The organism is Aequorivita sp. IT1183 (genome assembly GCF_058068265.1).
This window is the reverse complement of the sequence record NZ_JBYRHS010000004.1, coordinates 394,770-416,347: the sequence shown is the minus strand read 5'-3', so window position 1 is coordinate 416,347 and position 21,578 is coordinate 394,770. Positions and strand designations below refer to the sequence as shown.

Below are 21,578 nucleotides of genomic sequence, written 5' to 3'. Positions count from 1 at the left end.
AATTTATACTTTTTTAGACACTATATTTCCGCTATCGTCAATGCATTTATATACGCCCGGCTTGACTCCTTCCTTTAAAATAAGGTAGCTGCCATCCGCTTCTAAATGCTGCAAATATTTTTGATCATTGCTTAAATAGGAGAACAAAATCCTGAAAACGTTCACACAACTTTTTAAATGTGAATCTATTTCGGGTGCTTCACCATCGGGCCATTTTATAGCCAGCATAGCTCCAAAAGTAGTATAAATTATCTCGGGATTTGTGGTTTTCGTGTAAACTTGGCGGGTATAATCTAAGCCCACGAAACCACCGTGGTCGGCCATAATCATGATCAAAGCTTCCGGGTCTTTTTCGGAAATAAGAGTTACCATTTTTTCAATTTTGCTATTGGCCACTTGTAGCTTTTCAATCCACTGCTCCCGCTCTGCTTCTTTTCCTTTCGACGCTTCCTTTGTTGTGGAAATATGACTGGGCTCAAAGATTTCAATAAAGAAGAAATTTCCACCGTCCTTTTTAGCGGCAATTGCATTTTCTAAATCTGGATAAACTTCTCTTTTAACATTGAAACCAGTGGTGATATACGGTATTTCGCCATAATTAAAATTGACAAAATCGAACCCCACTTTTGGGCGATTCACCAATAAATAGGGATGCTCCGTAATAAAGTGCGTTTTGTAACCATTGTTTTTAAAAATAGAAAGCACCGGGTTTTCTGTGATAATATTTTTCCGGGCGTTTAGCATTTCAGAATAGTCCTTTCCATTATTGTAGTAATGGTGCTTCATCATAAGCGTAGCGCTGTTTGATGTAATAGTTGTAATATAATTACTTCGAAAATCGGGGTAATTATTAAAGCTGTTTTTAGCCAATAATGCATTGAAATCTGAATTATCTACTTTATAATAATCACTTTTCATTTCAGAAAAACTAGCGTAACCATCGGGCTGAATATAGTAAATGTTTGGCTTTTTCTGAAAAACAACTTCTTCAATATTGTCGGGTTGCTGCATCCAATCTGAAGAATAATTAAGATATTTAAACAGCATTGGTATTAAACCTACAAACCCAATAACCGCTAAAATTAACTGAAGCAAAATCCACTTTTTGAAATGTTTGTACAGAAAATAGGCTATCAGTGCGGAAACAATAAAAATTCCCAATATAATTTTACGCTCAATAGCGGCGTACAAAATGATTTTGATGTAAAATAGAAATATGAAAATACTGAAAAACGGAAGCATAAATTTACCCCATTTTGAAGTAAATGTGAACGATGAAAACCACTTCAACACGGAAAAGAAAACAATTGGAAGTACTATAAAAAGAAGCAAAAAATACCCGAATTGTTCCCAAGAATTAATCATTCCGAAGTTGCGGGAATAGTAAAAAACTAAAGGATACAAACCAACCCCAAGTGCGATTAAAACAGGGTTTTGCGAAATATTTTGAAAATGCTTTCCTAGAATACTTTTTTTAGGCTTCAAGATTCTTGTTTTTCAACAAATATAGCAAACGTTTTGTGCCTTTTACCGTTTCCTTTTTTTCAAGGGTGAAGTATTGTAAATAGCCTTTTTCAAACTCCATTTCATTGTAAAAATCGAAATGGTTTATAAATTCACGCTTGCGAACTAACAACGATTGCGCCCAAGAATCGTCGCGAGTTGGAAATTCAATGATTAAATTCTTCGAAAAAGACGCGAAAAATTCAGCCGATTTTTCAAAAGGCACATTTCCAGAAAGTGTAATATGATGAATCAATGCCAAGGCCATAGTAACGTCTGGCGCATATTCTGCCAAGCGTTCTATTAAAGAGTTGCGTTCTGTATTATTGAAGCCAATACCGGGCGCTGGTTGCAAAACATCGCACACAAAAGGCAACATATTAGTTTCCTTGTTTTGCTGCACTTGCTTGTAATTATAATCGACGGCGTTACTATCAATATCGGTAACAATTATATGCGGAACACTGTCAATAACTGTGCGTGCAAAAGTGCCGTCGTTACCGCCAACATCAATCAATTTTTGTGGTGCCAATGGCTTTATCCACTCTTTTATCAGCGTTTTTTTGGCTTCAAAAGCAGTTTCGTCGTAATTTGTTTTATCGTAGTAATCACCCCATTCGCTGGCTTCTTTCAGCGTTAAACCTTTAATATAATCGTAAAGGCTTTCAATAATATTTTCTTGTGATTTTTTGGAAAGTATCGCAATTTTAGTTTCGGCTTTGTAGTCTTCGCTGTGCTTACTTTCCATTTTTGCAAGCAAGTGAATGTTTGGATAAATTACCGAACTCAATTTAGTTCTGGAAGGCAATAAAGAAGAAATCAATTTCACCGGAATTCCGTCAATGTGCGTTTGCATCATTTTAAAAATTTCGGTGCCGTGATATTTCGCCAAAACTAGCGGTCCTAAAAAATGCGTGATGAATTGTTTGTATGCGCGCCAAGGCGTACCTTCTTCGTAAAAATCGAAAGAAAGTGTATCTATAAAAATAGGTTTCCCGTTGTGAAAAGTAATATTGTATGCAGAAGCATCTTTCAAAATAAAACCTTTTGAAAGCGCGTATTTTTGAATTTTTAAGGTGTGAAGTGCCGCGTGTTTATACTGCTCAAAGCTCCATTCGTATGGGTTTGTAATAAAAGGAATTTCTTGAGGAGTAATAATAATTTCTTCTGAAGAAGCGGACGTTTCTTCATGAGGAATAAGCAAGTTATTAGCAATAAGGTTTTTGAAGAAACCACTGTCTTTCAACTTATTGTACTGCGGAAAATAAATAGGTTTGATGGCCCTTCTCAGGGTTTTTCCATCATAAAACATGTATCCGGAAGGATCGCGGAATGAGGCTTGGTGTGCGTTAGCTTTTTTCGTCATCTTTATCAGTGTCTTGCTCTTCAACATCAATTGAATCGTAAGTATCTTCCTCTTCTTTTACCATTCCGAAGAAAGATTTCACCTTATACATAACACCTTTTGAGAAAAGCAAAATGCCAGCTGCTGCTGCCACTACTGCTTGTACTATCATGGCTCCTAACCCTGGATCGAAATAAAGAAAATTCATACCTATTATTTTTTACTATTTTGCCGTTAAGCGACCACAAATAAACTAAAAAACGCCGAGTTTAATGGATTGAAAGCCGAGTTTCTTTTTGAAAAAAGACTTAAGACTAAAGGACGTAAGACACAAGACCAAAAAAATGAAACCTAATTTTAATCATTTTTTTTTAGTCCTACGTCTTACGTCTAAAAGTCCTACATCGTTAATTATATCTTGTTACGCTTACGGTCTGCTTCCTTCAAATGTATTTTTCGAAGTCTTAAGAAATGTGGCGTTACCTCTACGTATTCATCTTTTTGAATGTATTCCAATGCTTCTTCCAAAGAAAACTTAACAGCTGGAATAATTTTTGCCTTATCGTCAGCTCCCGAAGAACGTACATTCGACATTTTTTTGGTTTTAGTTATATTCACCGCCATATCATCCTGACGTGTGTTTTCACCAATAACCTGACCTTCATAAATATCCTCGTTCGGATTTACAAAGAAACGGCCTCTGTCTTGCAATTTATCAATAGAATAAGGAATTGCAGAACCTAGCTCCATAGAAACCAAACTTCCATTTTGTCTTTCTGGAATTCCACCTTTCATAGGTTGGTATTCAAGAAAACGGTGTGTCATAATTGCTTCACCAGCAGTTGCAGTCAATAGTTGATTACGCATACCGATAATTCCACGAGAAGGGATAAGGAATTTGCAAATCATTCTATCGCCTTTTCCTTCCATACTTATCATTTCACCTTTACGGATAGTCACCATATTAATAGCGGTTCCACTTACATCTTCAGGTAAATCGATAGTCATTTCTTCAACAGGCTCACATTTAACACCATCAATTTCCTTGATGATAACTTGTGGCTGTCCAATTTGCAATTCGTAACCTTCGCGACGCATCGTTTCGATTAAAACAGAAAGGTGCAAAACCCCACGACCGAATACCAAAAACTTATCGGCACTATCGGTTGATTGCATACGCAATGCAAGGTTTTTCTCCAATTCTCTTTCAAGACGTTCTCTAATGTGGCGTGATGTAACAAACTTTCCGTCTTTTCCGAAGAAAGGCGAATCGTTAATAGTGAAAAGCATACTCATTGTAGGCTCATCAATAGCGATGGTTTGCAATGCTTCTGGGTTTTCTACATCGGCAACAGTATCACCAATTTCAAAACCTTCCAAGCCAACCAAAGCGCAAATATCTCCTGCTTGTACTTCAGTAACTTTTTTACGGCCTAAACCTTCAAAAATATGAAGTTCTTTTATTTTAGATTTTACTATTTTTCCGTCGCGCTTAACAAGTGCAATCTGCATACCTTCTTTCAAAGTTCCACGTTGCAAACGACCGATAGCGATACGTCCTGTAAATGATGAAAAGTCTAATGAAGTAATTAGCATTTGCACAGTTCCATCTTCAAATACTGGAGTTGGAACGTGTTCCAAAACCATATCTAATAAAGGTTCAATGTTATCTGTTGGTTTTTTCCAATCGTCGCTCATCCAGTTATGCTTTGCAGAACCGTATACGGTTGGGAAATCTAGTTGCCATTCTTCGGCACCTAATTCAAACATTAAATCGAAAACAGCTTCGTGCACCTCTTCTGGTGTACAGTTTTCTTTATCTACTTTATTAATAACCACACAAGGTTTCAAGCCAAGTGAGATTGCTTTTTGAAGCACAAAGCGTGTTTGTGGCATTGGCCCCTCAAAGGCATCTACCAACAAACAAACACCATCTGCCATATTCAATACACGCTCTACTTCTCCACCAAAATCGGCGTGACCAGGGGTATCGATAATATTAATTTTAGTGTCCTTATATATTACTGAAACGTTTTTTGAAGTAATAGTAATACCGCGTTCACGCTCCAAGTCATTGTTATCCAAGATAAGATCTCCAGTATTTTCGTTTTCACGAAAAATACTACAGTGGTGCATGATTTTATCAACCAAGGTGGTTTTACCGTGATCAACGTGTGCAATAATTGCGATGTTTTTGATTTTCATAAAGCTACTCCTTTTTTAAGAGGGTGCAAAAGTAGTGTTTCTAAGTGGATTAGAAGTAAAAGTTGTGATTTAATTTTATCAAATAAAAACGATATATTTATTCTAAATCTATTAATATGAAAATATTTCTACTTTTCACACTTTCAATCTTTTGGACTATTTCTGGGTTTGCGCAGCGGTTTGGCCAACAACAGATTATTTCTACAGTTACTGAAAAACCATATTTATCCATTCCCTTTGATATTGACAATGATGGGTTTGTTGATATTTTAACCGCTTCGGGTGAAACATACGAACTTAGTTGGTATAGAAATCTTGATGGTGCTGGAAACTTCGGAAGCGAAAATGTGATTGAAGGAACAAGTGCCTCATATCTTTCCGTAGACTTTGTGGATTTAGATAGTGACGGAGATAAAGATATTCTTTACTTAAGAAATAATCCTCGGCAGGTGGTGTGGGTTGAAAACCTTGATGGAGCGGGTAATTTTGGAGCAGTACAAATATTAATGGAAGAAGATTTTATAGGTACTGTAAATTCAATCGATATGGACAATGATGGCGATTTAGATTTATTGGCGACGCTAACAGATACTTTTACAGGATGGGTAGTTTGGTATGAAAATATAGATGGACAAGGCACCTTTGGCCCAGAAAATTTATTGATAGACAACCCAAATGAATTTGCGAAAATTGCATTGGAAGATATAGATAACGATGGGCTTTTAGATATTCTTGCCACAGAATTTATCTATAGTCAAGGAAAAATTTTTTGGTATAAAAATATGGGTAATGCAAGCCTTGGCCCAATGCAAATTATTCACCAATTTAATTGGGTACAGTCTGGCGGAACTAATATTGTTGAATTTCAATATGCCGATATAAATACTGACGGTAAAAAAGATGTAATAATTACCTGGATAGATGACAACTCAAGTTATGGGACGGACTGGCTCGAAAATTTGGATGATTCGGGAAGTTTTGGCCCTCTACAATTTCTGATGAATGATATAGGCTTGTATGAATTTTACGATTTTGATAACGATGGCGATAATGATATGCTTCTTTGGAACAGTAACATAAACTTCGTTGCTTGGAAAAAAAACGAGGACGGATTAGGCACCTTTAGCGCTCGACAATCCGTTAACACAGAGGTGGATTTTCCAAAGGATGCCGCAGCGGCAGATTTTAACGGCGATGGCTGGCTAGATATTACCACCGCTTCCATTGGCGACAACAAGTTAGCTTGGTATACAAATAGTACCTTGGGCATTTCAGAAAACGAAGTTTCCAACTACCAGGTTTATCCAAATCCAACAAATGGTGTGCTTTATATAAAAGCAAAACAACCTATTTCAAAAGTTTCAGTATTTAATATTTTGGGGCAATTGGTTGAAATAACTTCAGAGAACAACCAAATCGACATTTCCAAAGCAGAATCGGGAGTTTACTTTTTAAGGATTGAAGGTGAAAATGGAAATTCACAAACAATTAAAATTTTAAAAGATTAATTCTTCTTAAACACTCTATTGGTTTTTCAAAGTTGAGTGAATGATGCTTTTAACTACCTTTGTATTAAAATAAGCTTTTACGATGCAACTAAACCTAATCCCAAAAATAAAACACACAACCTCCAATAACTTTTTTCTCCTCGCTGGCCCCTGCGCTATTGAAAGCGAAGAAATGGCAATGCAGATTGCTGAAAAGATCTTGAAAATTACCGATAAGCTCGAAATCCCCTTTATTTTCAAGGGAAGTTTTAAAAAAGCAAACCGAAGCCGGATTGATAGCTTTACAGGAATTGGCGATGAAAAAGCCTTAAAAATATTACGAAAGGTTTCTGAAACTTTTGATGTTCCCACTGTAACAGATATTCACGAAGTAAGCGATGCCGCAATGGCTGCAGAATATGTAGATGTTTTGCAAATCCCAGCGTTTTTAGTGCGTCAAACAGATTTAGTGGTTGCCGCTGCGAATACCGGAAAAGTGGTGAATTTGAAAAAAGGGCAATTCATGAGTCCGGAAAGTATGAAACACGCTGTTACAAAAGTAACGGACTGCAATAACCAACAAGTGGTAATTACCGATCGTGGAACTATGTTTGGCTACCAAGATATGATTGTAGATTTTCGTGGAATTCCAACAATGAAACAATACGCTCCTGTAGTTTTAGATGTAACCCACAGTTTACAACAACCCAATCAAAGTGCAGGTGTTACTGGAGGAAGACCCGAAATGATTTCTACAATTGCGAGAGCTGGAATTGCAACTGGCGTAGATGGAATTTTTATTGAAACCCATTTCGACCCCGCAAATGCAAAAAGCGATGGCGCCAATATGCTGAATTTAAACCTGCTTGACAAACTATTGACAGATCTTGTAGCAATTCGCAAAACGATTAATCATTTATAATACTTTCTATCGCGTAAAGAATAAGCTTCCGAAAGAACATCATTTAAGACTTGTTGATCTATTCCTTCCAATGTTTTATAACGAAGGGATTTCATGTGTTTTCGTCCTTCAGAAACCAAAACTTCTGTATGCTGCGTTAAATGGGTGCCATGCCAAAAAACCAAATCAACATATTTTTTTGAAAAATTGAGATAACAAAACGGATTGTTCTCAATATAAAAGAAAGGCATTTTCCATTTGTACAAAAGTTCTGTTTCATGAATAATATTTTCTATCGTTGCCTGCAAATGCAATAATATAGCGCGGAAGGGTTCTGGTTTTTCTAAAATATATACAGCAGCTGGTTTCACAAAGTGAAGTTACAAAAAAAATAAAGCGCCCTGCCATTCGTAAATGGCAGGGCGCTTTGGCTAAAAAAAAGTCTATAAATATAAAATAGGCTAAATAATTGATAGGAAAAATAAACTTTTCAGTTAAGGGCAATATTCATTATTTCAATACTTTATAATACCATTATTTTATAAGCATATAAATATCGCTCTTAAAAAAACACTAGGCAATAGGAAATTTCCTGTTTTTCCTACAGGGTTTTCCCTCTTTTCAAAATTTACAATATCTTTAAAAGATAAAAGCTGCTTCTAAAAAGAAACAGCTTTTTACCATTATTTTAAATTAACTCCCCAATTAATTTAATAATGTAAAGATGCGAAGAAGTCCCGCATTAGTCAAGAGGAAAATGCCTGAATTTAAAAGGGGTTTTCCCCTTTTTGTTTTGTAGGATAATTCTTTCTTTTTAATAGTTCTAAAATCGTGCGTAACAATATTTTCTAAATTAATTTGGCTATGAAACATTTTTGCATTTACTTTGTTTTTCAAAGTACTTTATTATGAGTGAGCAAGATTATTTAAAAGATATCAGTGAGATTAAAAATTTAATGAACCGATCGTCACGGTTTATTTCACTGAGCGGACTCTCTGGAATTTTTGCAGGTCTCTACGCAATTGTTGGCGCTGCAATTGCTTATGTATACCTTTTCCCGGCTCCGGGCGAATATATTGCCATTAATAGTTTAGATTTTAAACTTCTTGTGGCACTTCTAGCATTGGTGGCAATACTAAGCATAGTAACGGCTTTCCTCTTAACCACCCGAAAAGCCAATAAAAACAACGAGAAAATTTGGGACGCAACAACACGCCGACTCCTATTGAACTTTCTAATTCCATCGGCAACCGGTGGGATTTATATTCTAATAAAAATCAATAGCGAACACTACGGGCTCACCGCTGCGCTGATGCTTATTTTTTACGGACTCGCGTTAGTAAATGCTTCAAAATACACCATTGGAAATGTAAAATATCTGGGGTATGCCCAAATAATTATCGGACTTTTCTGTGCCGCTCTTCCGGGTTATGGCTTTTGGTTTTGGTTATTGGGCTTTGGATTGTTCCACATTATTTACGGAAGCATTATGTATCTTAAAGAAAGAAAAAACTAAGTGGGCATAATAGACAACATAAATAAACTTTTTGACCATCGTATCCGGCTGGGTATTATGAGCATACTTGTGGTTAACGAGGATGCAGATTTTAACCGCCTTAAAGAGTTGCTGGATGTTACCGATGGTAACCTTGCCAGCCATATTAAAGCACTTGAGCAAGCCGAATATATTTTGGTTGAAAAAAGTTTTGTAGGCAGAAAACCAAATACTAGTTACAGTACCACCAAACTTGGCAAAGCAGAATTCAAAAAACATATTGAAGCACTTGAAAAACTAATTCAGCGCCCTAAACCCTGATGGGAGACTGATAAAGCAATAAATATTTTTTTACCTATTTGCTTTGAAATACAAAGTACTTTCAAATTAACTATTCACTCTACAAACAAAAATTATGGAACAGAAAAAAAGTAAATTCAACAATTGGATGCGAAACTCCATCACCGCAAGAATGTTGGTGGTTGGGTTTTTATTATTGGTATTATTAATACCGCTTGAATTTGTAAAATCTCTTATCTACGAAAGAGCCAGCAGGCAGGAAGCCGTTGTTCGCGAGATTAACGAGAAGTGGGGAAACGAGGTGCTTCTCTCCGGTCCCATCGTAAAAGTTCCCTATAAAATAATTTCCGAAGAAAAAATCTTTAACGAAAAAAGCAGTTCTTATTTCACAAAAACGAAGGAAACAATAGAATATGCCTACTTTTTACCAGACAAATTAGACATCAACTCTCAAGTTGAAACAAAACCGCTTAATAGAAGTATTTACGAATCTGTGGTTTTTACTGCTGCAATTGACGTAAAAGGGAAATTTCCAAAAGTAGATTTTTCAGACACAGACATTCTTGAGGAAAATATACTGTGGGAAAAAGCTACAGTACTTTTGAAAACTTCAAATTTAAAGGGAATAAAGACCACTCCAGTTGTGAATATAGCTTCAGAAACCCTAACGATGACCCCGCAATATTCAAAAGAACGACTTAATACTATTCAAAGTAATTACATTCCAAACGCAAAAGCCATATTTGCTGAATCGCAACCTTTTTCCTTCAACTTAAAAATTAATGGAAGCGAAAGTCTGAAGTTTTTGCCCATCGGAAAAGAAACCGACGCCACTATGAAATCTAACTGGCACTCCCCTAGTTTTGACGGCAACTTTTTACCCGAAGACACTAATAAGGAAATTAGTAAAGACGGTTTTACGGCCTCTTGGCGCGTATTGCAAATAAACCGACAGTTTGAGCAATCGTTTTTTGGACACCTCCCCAATCTTTCATCCTCTGCTTTTGGAACCAAACTCATAATTCCCGTTGACGAATACCAAAAAAGTGAACGTACCGCAAAATATGGTTTTTTGGTAATTGGTTTAACCCTGCTGGTGTTTTTGTTGATACAAATAGTTAGCAAAATATACATCCATCCGTTTCAGTATGTAATGATAGGTTTGGCCTTAGTAATGTTTTATACACTGCTTATTTCTATTTCGGAACACAGCAATTTCTTTAAGGCGTATTCTATTGCGGCTTTTGCGGTGCTCGCATTGATTACTGTTTACTCCCGCGCCATTATAAAAGGGTTTAAATTTCCCCTACTTATTTGCGGATCTTTGGTCTCGTTGTACGGTTTTATATATGTAATTATTCAGTTAGAAAATTATGCTCTGCTAGTGGGAAGTGTCGGACTTTTCTTAATCTTAGCAATAATTATGTTCGCTTCTCGAAAAATTGATTGGAGCAATGAAAGCTAATATTTAAAAACTATAACTAAACCTCACGGGCTTTTGAGACTGTGAGGTTATAATCAACATTTACAAAATGAGCATTTTTAGAAACAACTATTTATACAGTACGCTTCTACTACTCTTTATAGAAATCGGCATTGCAATTTTTCACTTCAATCCATTTATAAGAGGTTTTTTAGGAGATGTTTTGGTGATACTACTTCTGTATTCGTTTCTGAAAATTTTCATCAAAAACAATGTTCTCAAAATTGCAATTGCCGTTTTGGCGTTTGCTTATTTCGTAGAACTATTACAGCTTTTTAAGCTTGCTGAAAAACTAAATATCAAATCTGAAATAATGCTAACAATTTTGGGTTCGGTATTTGACCCTTGGGATCTTCTAGCGTATTTAATTGGCTTTCTACTTATTCTATTAATCGAAAAAACTTTTACTAAAAATGAAGACAATAAAAACATTTCTCTTTGATCGTTTTAATATGCTGTTTCCGCTTATTTCGCTAACAGTTTTGTGTGTTTTTCTGCTTGCCATTCGCTCAAAAAGCACACATTCTTTTTTCTATTTTTTTCTAGCGTGGAATTTATTTCTGGCAATGATTCCGCTTTTTATTTCTATGTATGTAAAAACTCGTGCACCGTTAAAAAAATACAAGCTCTATTCGCTGCTTTTACTGTGGCTGCTTTTTCTTCCGAATGCACCCTATTTAATAACAGACTTTATCCACTTGCGTTTAAGCCCTACAGAATGGATTGGTTTTGACGCGTTAATGATTGCCATATTTTCAATTACAGGCATTGCGTTTTACTTGTTTTCGGTGAACGATATTAAAGAAGTGCTTTCTAGACATTTCAGCAGAAAAACAATTTCAGTTTTTACAGCTATCCTTCCTTTTCTAGTTGGTTTCGGAATCTATTTAGGCCGCGTTTTACGGTGGAATTCGTGGGACATTCTTCATAAACCAGACCATCTTTTTATGGATGTTTTTGAAATATTTACGAACCCACTCATACATATTGAAGCGTGGTTGTTTACAATTTCCATCGGACTATTTCTGAAGTTGGCATATTGGGTCTTTGGAAAATTTCTTTATAGAGATTAAAAATATGATTTCACGATTCCGATAATTATTTTAATTTGCGAAAGAAACACAATTTATAATTTTAAAAATGCGAATAAAAAAGTGCATATTCCTACTTTTTATTGTTAACATTTTTTGCCTTCACGCACAAACTCCGCGTTTTGAAAGTTTTGGCCAACCCACCAAACAAGATTTGGCATTAAAAATATACAAGCCTGAACCCGATGCCTCTGGGGTGATTTTGTATGAATCTGGCAATTATTATGTTAAGTCCGTTGGTTTCGGGATTTATCTTGTGAAGGAATTCTATAGGAAAATAAAGGTGCTAGATGCAAAAAAGTTTGATTTTACCGATGTAGAGATCGCTTTTTTTGATGGAAGGAAATGGAACAATGAGGAAGTTGTAGAATATGAAGCCATAACCCATAATGGTTCAAAACAAAGCAAAGTACCAGAAAGCGGATTCTTCAAAACACAGGAAACAAGTTCCATAAAGACACTAAAATTCACCTTTCCAGATGTACAAGATGGAAGTATTTTAGAATATAGGTATACCATTGTAACACCGTATTTTTATTATTTGAATGGATGGGAATTTCAACATGAACTACCCACAATCTATAGCTTATTTCAAACCGTACTGCCCGTAAATTTCAAATATAACCGTATCCTGTACGGGCCTCAAGAATTGGCTATAAAAAACAAGTCATTAAAACAGAATGGGTTTTCGTTACCAAATTATAATGGCAAGGTTGATTCTGAGGTGCATCTATACGCCATGGAAAATACCCCCTCCTTTATCGAGGAAGATTACATGCTTGCCAAAAAAAATTACGTATCGAGACTTGTTTATGAACCATTGTCTTTCAAAAGTTTTAGTGTTGATTGGAAAGAACAAGTGTTTACTCGAAATTGGAAAGATGTAGATGAACGCTTTAAGAATGATGAAGATTTTGGAGACCAATTAACTCAGAAAAATTATTTTAAAAGAAAACTCCCAAATGAAATCCTAAATATTCCGGATAAAATGCTGCGTGCAAAAGCTGTTTATAAATTTATACAAGAAAGATATACTTGGAATGGCAGATATTTTAATTATGAAATTAAAGTAAAAGACGCTTTTGATGAAAAACTGGGAAGTGTAGCGGCCATTAACCTTTCACTAATAAATGCACTTGAGGCAGCAGGATTATACGCCAAACCTATGATCCTATCAACTCGTGAAAATGGTTCGCCAACAGAATTATACCCAGTTCTTTCAAACTTCAATTATGTTTTGGCGGTATTAATGATTAACAACGAAAGAGTTTTACTTGACGCCACCAACAAACAAACACCATTTGCAGTACTTCCTTTTCATGCGCTAAATATTCAAGGCCGCGTGATGGATTTCAAAAACGGGAGTTATTGGATGCCTATTGAACCTTTTAAACAAAACATACATTACGCAAACGCTCAAATAACCGCCGATGCAAATGGAGATTTTATTGGGAAAGTGAGTCAAGCTAGCTATGGCTACATCGGTTTAAAGAAACGAAGCATTATTGAAGACGGTACACTTCAAGAGTATATTATAACCCAAGAAAATGATAAAGCAGGAATAGAAATTGAAGAATACCAAGTGGAAGACCTCAACGCAATTGAAAAACCGCTGAAAGAAAACTACAACATTTCTATAGAACCCGAAACGGTGGGCGACAAAGTGCTCCTCTATCCTTTTTTCAACAAAACCTATATTTCTGAAAACCCATTCAAAATGAAAGAGCGCAACTACCCGATAGATTTCGGTTTTCCGTTCACAAATACCTATTTACTATCCATAGATTTGGGCGATGTTTATAAAGTTGAACAACTACCCGAAAGCCGCAGCATAAAATTACCCGGGGACGATGGCGAGTGTTTGGTAACTTATGTATCTGAAGGCAGCAAAATCAACATCCGCTTTAATATGAAACTGAATGCCTATCGTTTTCCGTCTGATGCCTACCAATCTTTAAAGGAATATTTCGGGACAATGATAACCATGTTGAAAGAAGAAGCAATCATTCTAAAAAAAATATAAAATGAATTTAAAATCGTTACTAATTATTTTGTTTTCCCTTTTATTTTCAATTAATTATTCGCAAACCAAGGCTGCTCATATTTTTGGGGAACCCATGGCAGAAGAGTACGCTATGACTAGCTATTCCTTAGATCCAGAGGCAAATGGTGTGATACTTTATGAAAGAGGAAACTATTCTGTCGATGTATCAGATGGCTACATAAGGCTCATTAAAGAAGTGCATAGAAAAATAAAGGTATTCGATGCTAAAAAATTTGAATTCGACCATGTTCAAATTCTTTACTACCGCGAAAACAATGTTCGTGAAAACATTAAGAATCTAAAAGCAATTACGCACAACGGTAAATCAAAAATCTATGTAAGCGATAATGCAATTTTTGACACCGATGAAAGTGATCATTGGTCGCTTAAAAAGTTCACATTTCCGAACGTGCAAGATGGTAGTATTCTTGAATATACGTATCGTGTTGAAACTCCCTATTTACGCAACTTTGGTGAATGGACTTTTATGAATTCGATACCGACCATATATTCTGAATTACATACAGAAATTCCTGGAAATTACACGTATAATAGAACGCTTTACGGCGAAAGAAAGCTGGATGTAAATCACGCAGATATAATTAGAGATTGCTTTCACCTTCCCGGCTTTAAAGTCCCTGGCGACTGCGAATCGGCTACGTATGCAATGAAAGACATTCCAGCTTATAAAGAGGAGAAATACATGCTTTCAGGCAATAATTACATTCCTTCCTTAAAATTTGAGCTTAGAGATATTGTTCACTTAAATGAAAGCAAAGATGCATACTCCAAAACTTGGAAGGATGTAGATCGCGAATTTAGATATGATAAAGATTTAGGGCGCCAATTAAAATATAACAACTTTTTTGAAGAACAGCTTCCTACTAATATTCAGAATATTTCCGATAAACTTGAACGCGCGAAGGCAGTTTATTACTTTATTCAGAGTACTATGGCTTGGAATAAAGAAACACGAATTTTAAGTGATATTCGTGTAAAAGATGCTTTCGAAAAAAAATCTGGGAATAATTCTGAAATAAATTTAGGGCTTATAAATGCTTTGGAAGCGGTTGGTTTAGAACCAAAAATAATGATTTTAGCAACCCGTGACAGGGCACAGCCCACAAAGCAATATCCTGTGCTTACAGATTTTAATTACGCAGTGGTTTTTCTGAACATCAACAATACAAAATACATACTAGATGCCACAGATAAATATATGCCGTTCGGTATGCTACCTTTTCGACTTTTAAATATTGAAGGACGTGTATTAGATTTTAAAGAAGGAAGTTATTGGGAACCCATTACCCCTATCGAAAAAAATATGCATTATGTAAATATGCAGTTGTCTGCCAATGAAAAAGGCATATTCTCTGGAAAGGTTAATGAAGTTTCTACGGGTTATATTTCAGTACCAAAGCGAAGTGAAAACTACAATGTGATAAAAGAACATATTGTAAAAAGAAAGCAGAGCAACAATGAAGCTTTGAATATCACTATGCTTCAGATTGAAAACGAAACAGATTTGGAACAACCTTATAAAGAAAGTTATGAGCTTACGCTACACGAGCAACCAGTAGGCGATAAACTGTTTGTATTTCCCTTCTTATTTCAAACCTATTTTACTGAGAATCCTTTCACCAAAGAAACTCGTGAATATCCAATTGACTTTGGGTATCCTGTCATTAACAACTACCTGGTTTCATTAGATTTGAAAGACCAGTATGAGATTGTAAAAGCTCCTGAAAACAAAATATTAAAACTTCCAAATAATGATGGGGAACTTTCAGTTGTTTACGATGTTTCTGGCACTAAAGTAAACGTTAGGCTAAGTGTAAAGCTCAACAACACAAGTTTTTCAACCGAAGCATATCCCGCTTTGCGTCAATTTTTTGAAACATTAGTAAAAATTCAGTCGGAAGAACCTATTGAGCTTAAGAGAATATAATTTTAGTCGCGGAAAAATTTAGTGTTAATCGGAAGTGTTTACATACTCTTGTAAATAGCTAAATATTTCCGTCAGTTTTCCTTCTGAGTTAGTCATTTGCGCACGGTCTGAAATTCCGCTTTTATCTCCATTAAAGAATGCGTTTTATTAAAAACTAAACATTCATTCTATACCTTTCTATTCTTTTCCTGAATACGCCTTATAACCGCGGTAGCAGTACGTCTGGAAACAAAACGCGGAAGTTTTGAGAGTAATTTATTAAGTGTGCCGGGCACGGCAACAACCTTCCCTTTTTGCATGGCTTTATAACCGTATTCGGCAACGACCGTTGGGCAAGCCATATTGAAATTGATTTTGTTTTCAGAATCTGAAGTGCCCACCCCATTTGATACCACCTCCTGAAAACAGGTTTTTGTTTGTCCTGGACACAGGCAGGTAACAGTAACCCCAGTGCCTTTAAGTTCATTCGCAATGGCTTCGGAAAAAGAAAGAATATAGGCTTTGGAAGCATAATATACCGACATTAACGGCCCGGGCTGAAATCCCGCAAGTGAGGAAATATTCAAAATTTTACCCTTCCCTCGATCCACCATTCCTTTTAAAACGAGTTTTGTTAAATGTGTGGTGGTCATAACGTGAAGGTTCAGCATTTCGGCTTCACGAACCCAATCAGTATCGTTAAAGCTGCCAAAAACGCCAAAGCCAGCATTGTTAATCAGTACATCTATTGATGCGCCCTCCAGAACCTCAAATATTTCATTCGCCGCGTTGCTTCTACTTAAATCATAGGAATACAGATAGATTTCACAATAATGGGCATTTAAAATCGCCTGTTTTGAGTGCTGTAATTTTTCAGTATCAACATCTACCAAAATTAGGTTGTAACCATCTATCGCCAAAAGTAGCGCAAGTTCAAAACCAAGGCCTGAGGCGGCTCCTGTAATTAATGCGGTTAATTTTTTGGGCTCTTTAAATATCAAATATTGGTAATGTTCGCATTAGTTAATAGCTATTCGCCAGTATCTACATAATCCTGTAAGTATGAAAATCGAGGGGTAAGATTTCCATCTGAAGTTGTCATTTGTGCACGTTCTAAAATTCCACTTTTATCTCCATTAAAGAATGCGGGAATAACGTGGTCCAAAAACATCTCTCCAAAACCTATACTGGCGTCTTTCGGCAATTCGCAAGGCAAATTATCTACCGCCATTACTGCAATAGCGCCGGGAGCATCAAAAGCAGTTTCGCTTTCAGTTTTTGGATCGTATCCGTAAAAAGGATTGGCAATGGTAGAGGCTCGCAAAGTACAGGCAATAGGTCCATCTACGTCGCAAGAAACATCTGCAACTAAGTTTATTTTGAAATCAGGCTGTTTTGCATCTTCTCGTGTAAATAGATAAGGCGCTCCGTTGCCGTAAAAGTGACCTGTAATAAACATATCGCTCACTTTGGCATATTTCATAAAATCGCTTTCGTAAACCGAAGGATCCTTATAAAATTCACGCTTGCTAAAAGCACCGCCGTCTTTACGTTTGTTGTATTCAGAAACGTCTATTAGGCAATAAACGGGCTCGTTAAATTCTTTTGAAAGATACTTAGCATCGGTAACTTCTTTAATCTTTAAATGATCTAAAATCTCCTTTGCGCCTCTGGTTACCTTTCCTGTTCCAGATAAGATAATTTTAATGTTGGGAATGGTTATTTTATCTAATTCAGCTTTTGCAGCTGTCAAGTCGGGAAGGATTTCAACTTTTGGTAGTTCGAATAATTTATCGCGCAATCCCAAACATCTAAAACCATTATATGCACCTACTAAACCTGCGTAATAACCAAAACCAATTAAACGGCGATTCGCTTTATTCACGATCGTTTCGTGGTCAAACATTTCAATCTTATTATTGAGCATAGCCTCCAACAAGTTTCGATTGTACGGCTGCTTTTTAAGAGTATGACTAAAATAGAAGTATTTCTTATTGGGAATTAATGCTTCAATCGGCACTTCCTTTACACCAAACATTACATCTGCATCTGTAATATCCTCCACCACTTTAAAACCTGCCTTTCTATATGCTTCATCGGGAAAAATACGGATATCTGAACTTTCCACAATTATAGTGGCCTCAGGATGTACTTTTATGACTTCTTGGCATTTTTCTGGAGATAAAACTACGCGACGATCTGGCGGGCTTTTGCGTTCTTTGATAATTGCAAAGGTTATTGGCATATGGTATTTTTATTGAATAGATTTAAAGCGAAGGTAAAGATAGGGTTTTTCATGTATCTTTGCGCTTCTTTAAACGTGAGACGTGAGACAGCTTTCTGCCACTGAACACTGATTACTAAAGAAAAAAAGGGGCCGACTGGTTTTGACAGCGGGTCTAATTGTATTGTAAGCATGTCGAGCGCTGGGATATAGCTCGTAAATATCATATTTCACACTTTTTAAACGGCGAGAACAACTACGCCCTAGCTGCATAATCCGAATTACAGTAGGATGTGCCTCGGCCCACAAGGTGGGCAAGCAGGAAGTCACTCAACGGCCTTGGTTTGCGGCGGTTGATTTAGTGGCTTCGTAAAAGTAAACCTAGCGATGCTAGTGCTTTGATGGCATCGTGAAGCTCAAGTAAAGATAAGGAGTGCGTTGGTAGTTTTCGACCGGCAATCTCACGAAAATCTAAATGAAAACTAAACATGTAGAAGGCATTATAATTGCTTGTTTGGACGAGGGTTCGAATCCCTCCGGCTCCACCTTCGCCCTCCGAAGCTTTGCGTATTTCAGCAAAGCGAAGGAGGGCTTTTTAAATTTAGGAAACTTATCATTAATGCCGTTTGAGGGCTTGCACCTCCGCTAAAGCTTTGGCGCACGCAGTCGGTGGATGCGGATCCACTTAATTTTGAATTGAATAGATATACTTCGCACTATGAAGCTTCATTAAAGGGGTGATATTCCAATGTCAATTCTAATAAGAATTAAAAATTGTTTATTAATTTTAGACGACTCCCCATAATTATAAAATCTTAAATTATGGAACTTCCCTTCGCTGTATATATACTTAAATGTGCCAATGGTATATATTACACAGGATACACAACCAATATTAGCAATAGGCTTACTGCACATAATAAAGGTGAGGTTTATTTTACTAAAGATAAACTTCCTGTACAACTTGAACATCTCTCACTCTTCGCAAACAAGCAAAAGGCGTATGATTTTGAACGGTATATAAAGTCAGGTTCAGGGATTGCTTTTCGAAACAAACGACTAATCTAAAATATAGAAAGGCTTTCCGCAATACGTTAGCGTAAACGGCTTTGCAGGTCTGATGCATAAGGGTTCACAGCTTTTTAAGTAATTTTCTGGCTCCACAATAAAAAACCACAATACGCATACTATTAGCGTGTTGTGGTTTTTTTATTATTTAATCTGTACGATTTTTTTAAAATACAGATTGCAAATTAGATTATAACATAGGTAAAATTACTCTTCTCTCTTCCCTGCATTATCGCGCGCCCATAATTGGTATTCCTTAAATTGTGCGTCGTTTAGTACGTCTTTTAAAATTCTATCTTGGTATTCCGTGCGCTCAAAGTTGTTCATTGTTTTTGAGCGGTTGTTGGTTTTCCAAGCAGCAACTTCAGTTCTCCATTCTTTTTCGAAACGGCTTATTTGATCGTCGCTCATATTTAAGTCGGTATACATTTTTTGCGTTTTGGCATTATATGCAACCTCAGCATTTTCAATTTCTGATTTAGACATTGTTGGCGCCACAGTTCTGCTTCCCGTGGCAACACGTTGAGGTGCCGTGGTAGTCGAACTTTTAGTGGTTACTTCTGTATTTACTCTACCTCTATTTGTAGTTTCAGATTCGGTTGTTGTAGTGGTTTGCGTTGGTCCGCAAGCGGTAAGCAAGGCTAATAATCCCGCTGCAGATACTATTTTTAGCTTTTTCATAGTGTTCAGTTTGTTTGTTGTAAGTACGAATTTACAACGCAGCAATAGTAAAATAATAGCCTTTAAGAAAAGTTTCTAATATGGTTAACAGGATGAATTGTACACACGGGAGTTCTGGAAAGCGAGATTGTATTAGAAATACATAATGCTTTTAAACCATTAGTTTGAGCGTCTTTTAAGTATTCCTGTAATGACTTAGTTTTGATAATGCGCACCCAGATATTCCAATCTATTAAAAACAGTATCTTCGGAGCTAGTAATTTATAGTTTTATGGCAAATGGCAAATCTTGGTTAAAAGCACTTCTGGAAATAATTAAAGTTATTTTTGAAAGTTCGCGGAGCAACGCTACACCCAGAACCTGGCACCAACACGTGGTACCTTATGAGGGGGATTGGGCCGTAAGGCGTGAGGGTAATAAACGCATCACTTCCAAACACCGTAAACAAAGTACAGCCATTACTAAAGCGAAACGAATAGCCAAAAAACACAAAGCCGATGTAATAATTCATAGGGAGGATGGAACTATTAGAGATCGGATTGGTTTTGATTAACTATTGCAATTTTTGTTTTCAGTCTTTCTCATCGAATGACGAACAGACTAATTTTGTTTGGTAATCCTTTTTATACTTTACCGCTATTTTCTTTCGCCTGCTAATTAGAGGATGAAATAAGACTCTGTTCCTCAAAAGCAGCTATGATATATCTTTTCCCGCTTTGACGGTGTTTAACCTTGGACTTTATAATAAGTAGATGCAGATGGGGAATAAATATATGCCGACACGGTTTTATTGGTTGGGTGCTGGTGGGATGATTGGGACAGGGTGAGGCGGTTAAGGTTTTCTTGATGGTTAAGGCATATCTCAATTTATAGATATACCCCTTTTCTTAACCTAAAAAATAAGAATCAAGAAAGGAAATTTACTTGATGCGAGTCAAATCTGCGAACTCAATATATCTATTTTGTCCTTTACCTTAAAGAAGTCTTTGTCATTTGTAACTACTTTGTAATTATTACCTCGAGACATTTCTGTTATATAGGAATCATTGAAATCTAAAAGTTCAAAGTCTTCAAGAATATTATCCAACTCTAATGCATTAAAACTGTCTGGAATCTTCACGACAATAGGAAGTTTAATAATTGTATTGAGTTGTTGAATTATAACAGCAACTGAATTTTTGTATTCTGCGGTTCCAACAAAATCTTTTTTAAAATCTGGTCTAGCAATTCCAGATTTCGGACACCATTGTTTAAAGTCTATCCGAAGTAGCACATTTGCATACTCGGAGAGTATTAGAGAGGATATAAAAACTGTAGAATTATTAGAGGACAAAAGCTCCTTTAGGAAAGCAGAATAGACTTTTTGATCTTTTCTTTGATAATTCGCGACAGATCCAAACAACAATAACCAAACGTTGGTATCAAAGAAAAATTGATCGTTAAATTTAGATTTATAAGTAGTTAGACTAATCGCGGCCATAGATAGATTCGTCAGAGTTTTCTTCAAAACTATCTTTAGCAGCAAAGTATTCCTTAGCTCTTTCTGTTACTTTTTTGAAAAGAATTTTATCTTCATCGGCTACATTAATAAGTTTTAAAGCCGGCGAGATCTCGTTTCCAGTATATTTACTATATAACTGGCCAATTGCAGCATTTAGAAATGCTGTGGTAAGTATGATGATTCCGGCAAAATCTAAAGTTGTTATAATACCCTTTTGAATATTTTCATCAAGCATAGTGAAGATTTTGTCCCCATCATCTGTAGTAACTGCAAAATTACTACCTATCTCGTCAAGCACCTTAATCTTGTTCATAACTAGTTT

General features: G+C 36.2%; 21 protein-coding genes and 1 other RNA gene. 12 read left to right on the top strand and 10 right to left on the bottom strand.

Going from position 1 to position 21,578, the window contains the following annotated elements:
- Positions 1-3: 3 nt before the first annotated feature.
- The 4 genes from AC3RVF_RS10220 to typA form a co-directional block, all read right to left on the bottom strand.
- Positions 4-1,485, bottom strand: coding sequence for a sulfatase-like hydrolase/transferase (locus AC3RVF_RS10220; RefSeq protein ID WP_489691543.1), 1,482 nt, complete (start codon positions 1,483-1,485; stop codon positions 4-6).
- Positions 1,475-2,869, bottom strand: coding sequence for a class I SAM-dependent methyltransferase (locus tag AC3RVF_RS10215; RefSeq protein ID WP_489693320.1), 1,395 nt, complete (start codon positions 2,867-2,869; stop codon positions 1,475-1,477). The genes AC3RVF_RS10220 and AC3RVF_RS10215 overlap by 11 nt, the downstream gene beginning before the upstream one ends.
- Complete coding sequence (locus AC3RVF_RS10210) at positions 2,853-3,020, bottom strand: hypothetical protein (RefSeq protein ID WP_489693319.1); 168 nt, start codon at positions 3,018-3,020, stop codon at positions 2,853-2,855. The genes AC3RVF_RS10215 and AC3RVF_RS10210 overlap by 17 nt, the downstream gene beginning before the upstream one ends.
- A gap of 239 nt (positions 3,021-3,259) precedes the next feature.
- On the bottom strand, positions 3,260-5,053 hold the full coding sequence (gene typA / locus AC3RVF_RS10205) for a translational GTPase TypA (protein ID WP_489691540.1): 1,794 nt from the start codon (positions 5,051-5,053) through the stop codon (positions 3,260-3,262).
- A 116-nt stretch (positions 5,054-5,169) separates the two neighbouring features.
- On the opposite strand from typA, the gene AC3RVF_RS10200 reads away from it, so the two are divergent.
- Together AC3RVF_RS10200 and kdsA are read left to right on the top strand one after the other, a co-directional pair.
- On the top strand, positions 5,170-6,561 hold the full coding sequence (locus tag AC3RVF_RS10200; RefSeq protein ID WP_489693318.1) for a T9SS type A sorting domain-containing protein: 1,392 nt from the start codon (positions 5,170-5,172) through the stop codon (positions 6,559-6,561).
- A gap of 82 nt (positions 6,562-6,643) precedes the next feature.
- Positions 6,644-7,462 (top strand): 3-deoxy-8-phosphooctulonate synthase, encoded by an 819-nt coding sequence (kdsA, locus tag AC3RVF_RS10195; protein WP_489693317.1) that lies wholly within the window; start codon positions 6,644-6,646, stop codon positions 7,460-7,462.
- On the opposite strand, the gene AC3RVF_RS10190 is transcribed toward kdsA, so the two are convergent.
- On the bottom strand, positions 7,453-7,812 hold the full coding sequence (locus AC3RVF_RS10190; protein WP_489693316.1) for a DUF1801 domain-containing protein: 360 nt from the start codon (positions 7,810-7,812) through the stop codon (positions 7,453-7,455). The two genes, kdsA and AC3RVF_RS10190, sit on opposite strands and share 10 nt — an antisense overlap.
- A 537-nt stretch (positions 7,813-8,349) precedes the next feature.
- Here AC3RVF_RS10190 and AC3RVF_RS10185 point away from each other — a divergent pair.
- The 7 genes from AC3RVF_RS10185 to AC3RVF_RS10155 all read left to right on the top strand — a co-directional run bounded on the left by AC3RVF_RS10185 (position 8,350) and on the right by AC3RVF_RS10155 (position 15,803).
- Positions 8,350-8,958, top strand: a complete 609-nt coding sequence (locus tag AC3RVF_RS10185; protein WP_489691536.1) for a hypothetical protein — start codon at positions 8,350-8,352, stop codon at positions 8,956-8,958.
- Positions 8,959-9,258, top strand: coding sequence for a winged helix-turn-helix domain-containing protein (locus AC3RVF_RS10180; protein ID WP_489691535.1), 300 nt, complete (start codon positions 8,959-8,961; stop codon positions 9,256-9,258).
- Between the two features lie 94 nt (positions 9,259-9,352).
- On the top strand, positions 9,353-10,702 hold the full coding sequence (creD, locus tag AC3RVF_RS10175; RefSeq protein WP_489691534.1) for a cell envelope integrity protein CreD: 1,350 nt from the start codon (positions 9,353-9,355) through the stop codon (positions 10,700-10,702).
- A gap of 67 nt (positions 10,703-10,769) precedes the next feature.
- Positions 10,770-11,162 (top strand): ribosomal maturation YjgA family protein, encoded by a 393-nt coding sequence (locus AC3RVF_RS10170; protein ID WP_489691533.1) that lies wholly within the window; start codon positions 10,770-10,772, stop codon positions 11,160-11,162.
- The gene (locus AC3RVF_RS10165) at positions 11,134-11,793 is read left to right on the top strand and encodes a DUF1361 domain-containing protein (RefSeq protein ID WP_489693315.1); all 660 of its coding nucleotides are present in this window, start codon (positions 11,134-11,136) and stop codon (positions 11,791-11,793) included. Before AC3RVF_RS10170 ends, AC3RVF_RS10165 begins: the two co-directional genes overlap by 29 nt.
- A gap of 67 nt (positions 11,794-11,860) precedes the next feature.
- Entirely contained in the window at positions 11,861-13,834 is a 1,974-nt protein-coding gene (locus AC3RVF_RS10160) for a DUF3858 domain-containing protein (RefSeq protein ID WP_489691531.1), read from the top strand.
- Position 13,835: 1 nt separating this feature from the next.
- Positions 13,836-15,803 carry a DUF3858 domain-containing protein gene (locus tag AC3RVF_RS10155; protein ID WP_489693314.1) on the top strand — a complete coding sequence of 656 codons (1,968 nt, stop codon included), beginning with the start codon at positions 13,836-13,838 and terminating at the stop codon, positions 15,801-15,803.
- Positions 15,804-15,970: 167 nt separating this feature from the next.
- Here AC3RVF_RS10155 and AC3RVF_RS10150 read toward each other — a convergent pair whose 3' ends face one another.
- The gene (locus tag AC3RVF_RS10150; protein ID WP_489691529.1) at positions 15,971-16,783 is read right to left on the bottom strand and encodes an SDR family NAD(P)-dependent oxidoreductase; all 813 of its coding nucleotides are present in this window, start codon (positions 16,781-16,783) and stop codon (positions 15,971-15,973) included.
- A 29-nt stretch (positions 16,784-16,812) separates the two neighbouring features.
- Complete coding sequence (locus AC3RVF_RS10145) at positions 16,813-18,021, bottom strand: NAD(P)-dependent oxidoreductase (protein WP_489691604.1); 1,209 nt, start codon at positions 18,019-18,021, stop codon at positions 16,813-16,815.
- Between the two features lie 134 nt (positions 18,022-18,155).
- Between AC3RVF_RS10145 and ssrA the strand changes: the two genes are divergently transcribed.
- Positions 18,156-18,554, top strand: a transfer-messenger RNA (tmRNA) gene (ssrA, locus tag AC3RVF_RS10140).
- 274 nt (positions 18,555-18,828) lie between these two features.
- Complete coding sequence (locus AC3RVF_RS10135) at positions 18,829-19,074, top strand: GIY-YIG nuclease family protein (protein WP_489693313.1); 246 nt, start codon at positions 18,829-18,831, stop codon at positions 19,072-19,074.
- A gap of 207 nt (positions 19,075-19,281) precedes the next feature.
- Here the strand turns inward: AC3RVF_RS10135 and AC3RVF_RS10130 are convergent, their stop codons facing one another.
- Positions 19,282-19,755, bottom strand: coding sequence for a hypothetical protein (locus AC3RVF_RS10130; RefSeq protein WP_489693312.1), 474 nt, complete (start codon positions 19,753-19,755; stop codon positions 19,282-19,284).
- A 271-nt stretch (positions 19,756-20,026) separates the two neighbouring features.
- Here AC3RVF_RS10130 and AC3RVF_RS10125 point away from each other — a divergent pair, with 271 nt between their 5' ends.
- The gene (locus AC3RVF_RS10125; protein WP_489693311.1) at positions 20,027-20,308 is read left to right on the top strand and encodes a DUF2188 domain-containing protein; all 282 of its coding nucleotides are present in this window, start codon (positions 20,027-20,029) and stop codon (positions 20,306-20,308) included.
- A gap of 381 nt (positions 20,309-20,689) precedes the next feature.
- Here AC3RVF_RS10125 and AC3RVF_RS10120 read toward each other — a convergent pair whose 3' ends face one another.
- Positions 20,690-21,235 carry a PIN domain-containing protein gene (locus AC3RVF_RS10120; protein ID WP_489693310.1) on the bottom strand — a complete coding sequence of 182 codons (546 nt, stop codon included), beginning with the start codon at positions 21,233-21,235 and terminating at the stop codon, positions 20,690-20,692.
- Positions 21,222-21,569, bottom strand: coding sequence for an STAS-like domain-containing protein (locus tag AC3RVF_RS10115; protein ID WP_489693309.1), 348 nt, complete (start codon positions 21,567-21,569; stop codon positions 21,222-21,224). The genes AC3RVF_RS10120 and AC3RVF_RS10115 overlap by 14 nt, the downstream gene beginning before the upstream one ends.
- Positions 21,570-21,578 lie beyond the last annotated feature (9 nt).

Coding starts and splice junctions, on each gene's coding strand:
- AC3RVF_RS10215 (WP_489693320.1), bottom strand. CDS start 2,869: ATGACGAAAAAAGCTAACGCACACCAAGCCTCATTCCGCGATCCTTCC.
- AC3RVF_RS10115 (WP_489693309.1), bottom strand. CDS start 21,569: ATGAACAAGATTAAGGTGCTTGACGAGATAGGTAGTAATTTTGCAGTT.
- AC3RVF_RS10155 (WP_489693314.1), top strand. CDS start 13,836: ATGAATTTAAAATCGTTACTAATTATTTTGTTTTCCCTTTTATTTTCA.
- AC3RVF_RS10200 (WP_489693318.1), top strand. CDS start 5,170: ATGAAAATATTTCTACTTTTCACACTTTCAATCTTTTGGACTATTTCT.
- AC3RVF_RS10185 (WP_489691536.1), top strand. CDS start 8,350: ATGAGTGAGCAAGATTATTTAAAAGATATCAGTGAGATTAAAAATTTA.
- AC3RVF_RS10130 (WP_489693312.1), bottom strand. CDS start 19,755: ATGAAAAAGCTAAAAATAGTATCTGCAGCGGGATTATTAGCCTTGCTT.
- creD (WP_489691534.1), top strand. CDS start 9,353: ATGGAACAGAAAAAAAGTAAATTCAACAATTGGATGCGAAACTCCATC.
- kdsA (WP_489693317.1), top strand. CDS start 6,644: ATGCAACTAAACCTAATCCCAAAAATAAAACACACAACCTCCAATAAC.
- AC3RVF_RS10170 (WP_489691533.1), top strand. CDS start 10,770: ATGAGCATTTTTAGAAACAACTATTTATACAGTACGCTTCTACTACTC.
- AC3RVF_RS10120 (WP_489693310.1), bottom strand. CDS start 21,235: ATGGCCGCGATTAGTCTAACTACTTATAAATCTAAATTTAACGATCAA.
- typA (WP_489691540.1), bottom strand. CDS start 5,053: ATGAAAATCAAAAACATCGCAATTATTGCACACGTTGATCACGGTAAA.
- AC3RVF_RS10160 (WP_489691531.1), top strand. CDS start 11,861: ATGCGAATAAAAAAGTGCATATTCCTACTTTTTATTGTTAACATTTTT.
- AC3RVF_RS10165 (WP_489693315.1), top strand. CDS start 11,134: ATGAAGACAATAAAAACATTTCTCTTTGATCGTTTTAATATGCTGTTT.
- AC3RVF_RS10125 (WP_489693311.1), top strand. CDS start 20,027: ATGGCAAATGGCAAATCTTGGTTAAAAGCACTTCTGGAAATAATTAAA.
- AC3RVF_RS10210 (WP_489693319.1), bottom strand. CDS start 3,020: ATGATAGTACAAGCAGTAGTGGCAGCAGCAGCTGGCATTTTGCTTTTC.
- AC3RVF_RS10135 (WP_489693313.1), top strand. CDS start 18,829: ATGGAACTTCCCTTCGCTGTATATATACTTAAATGTGCCAATGGTATA.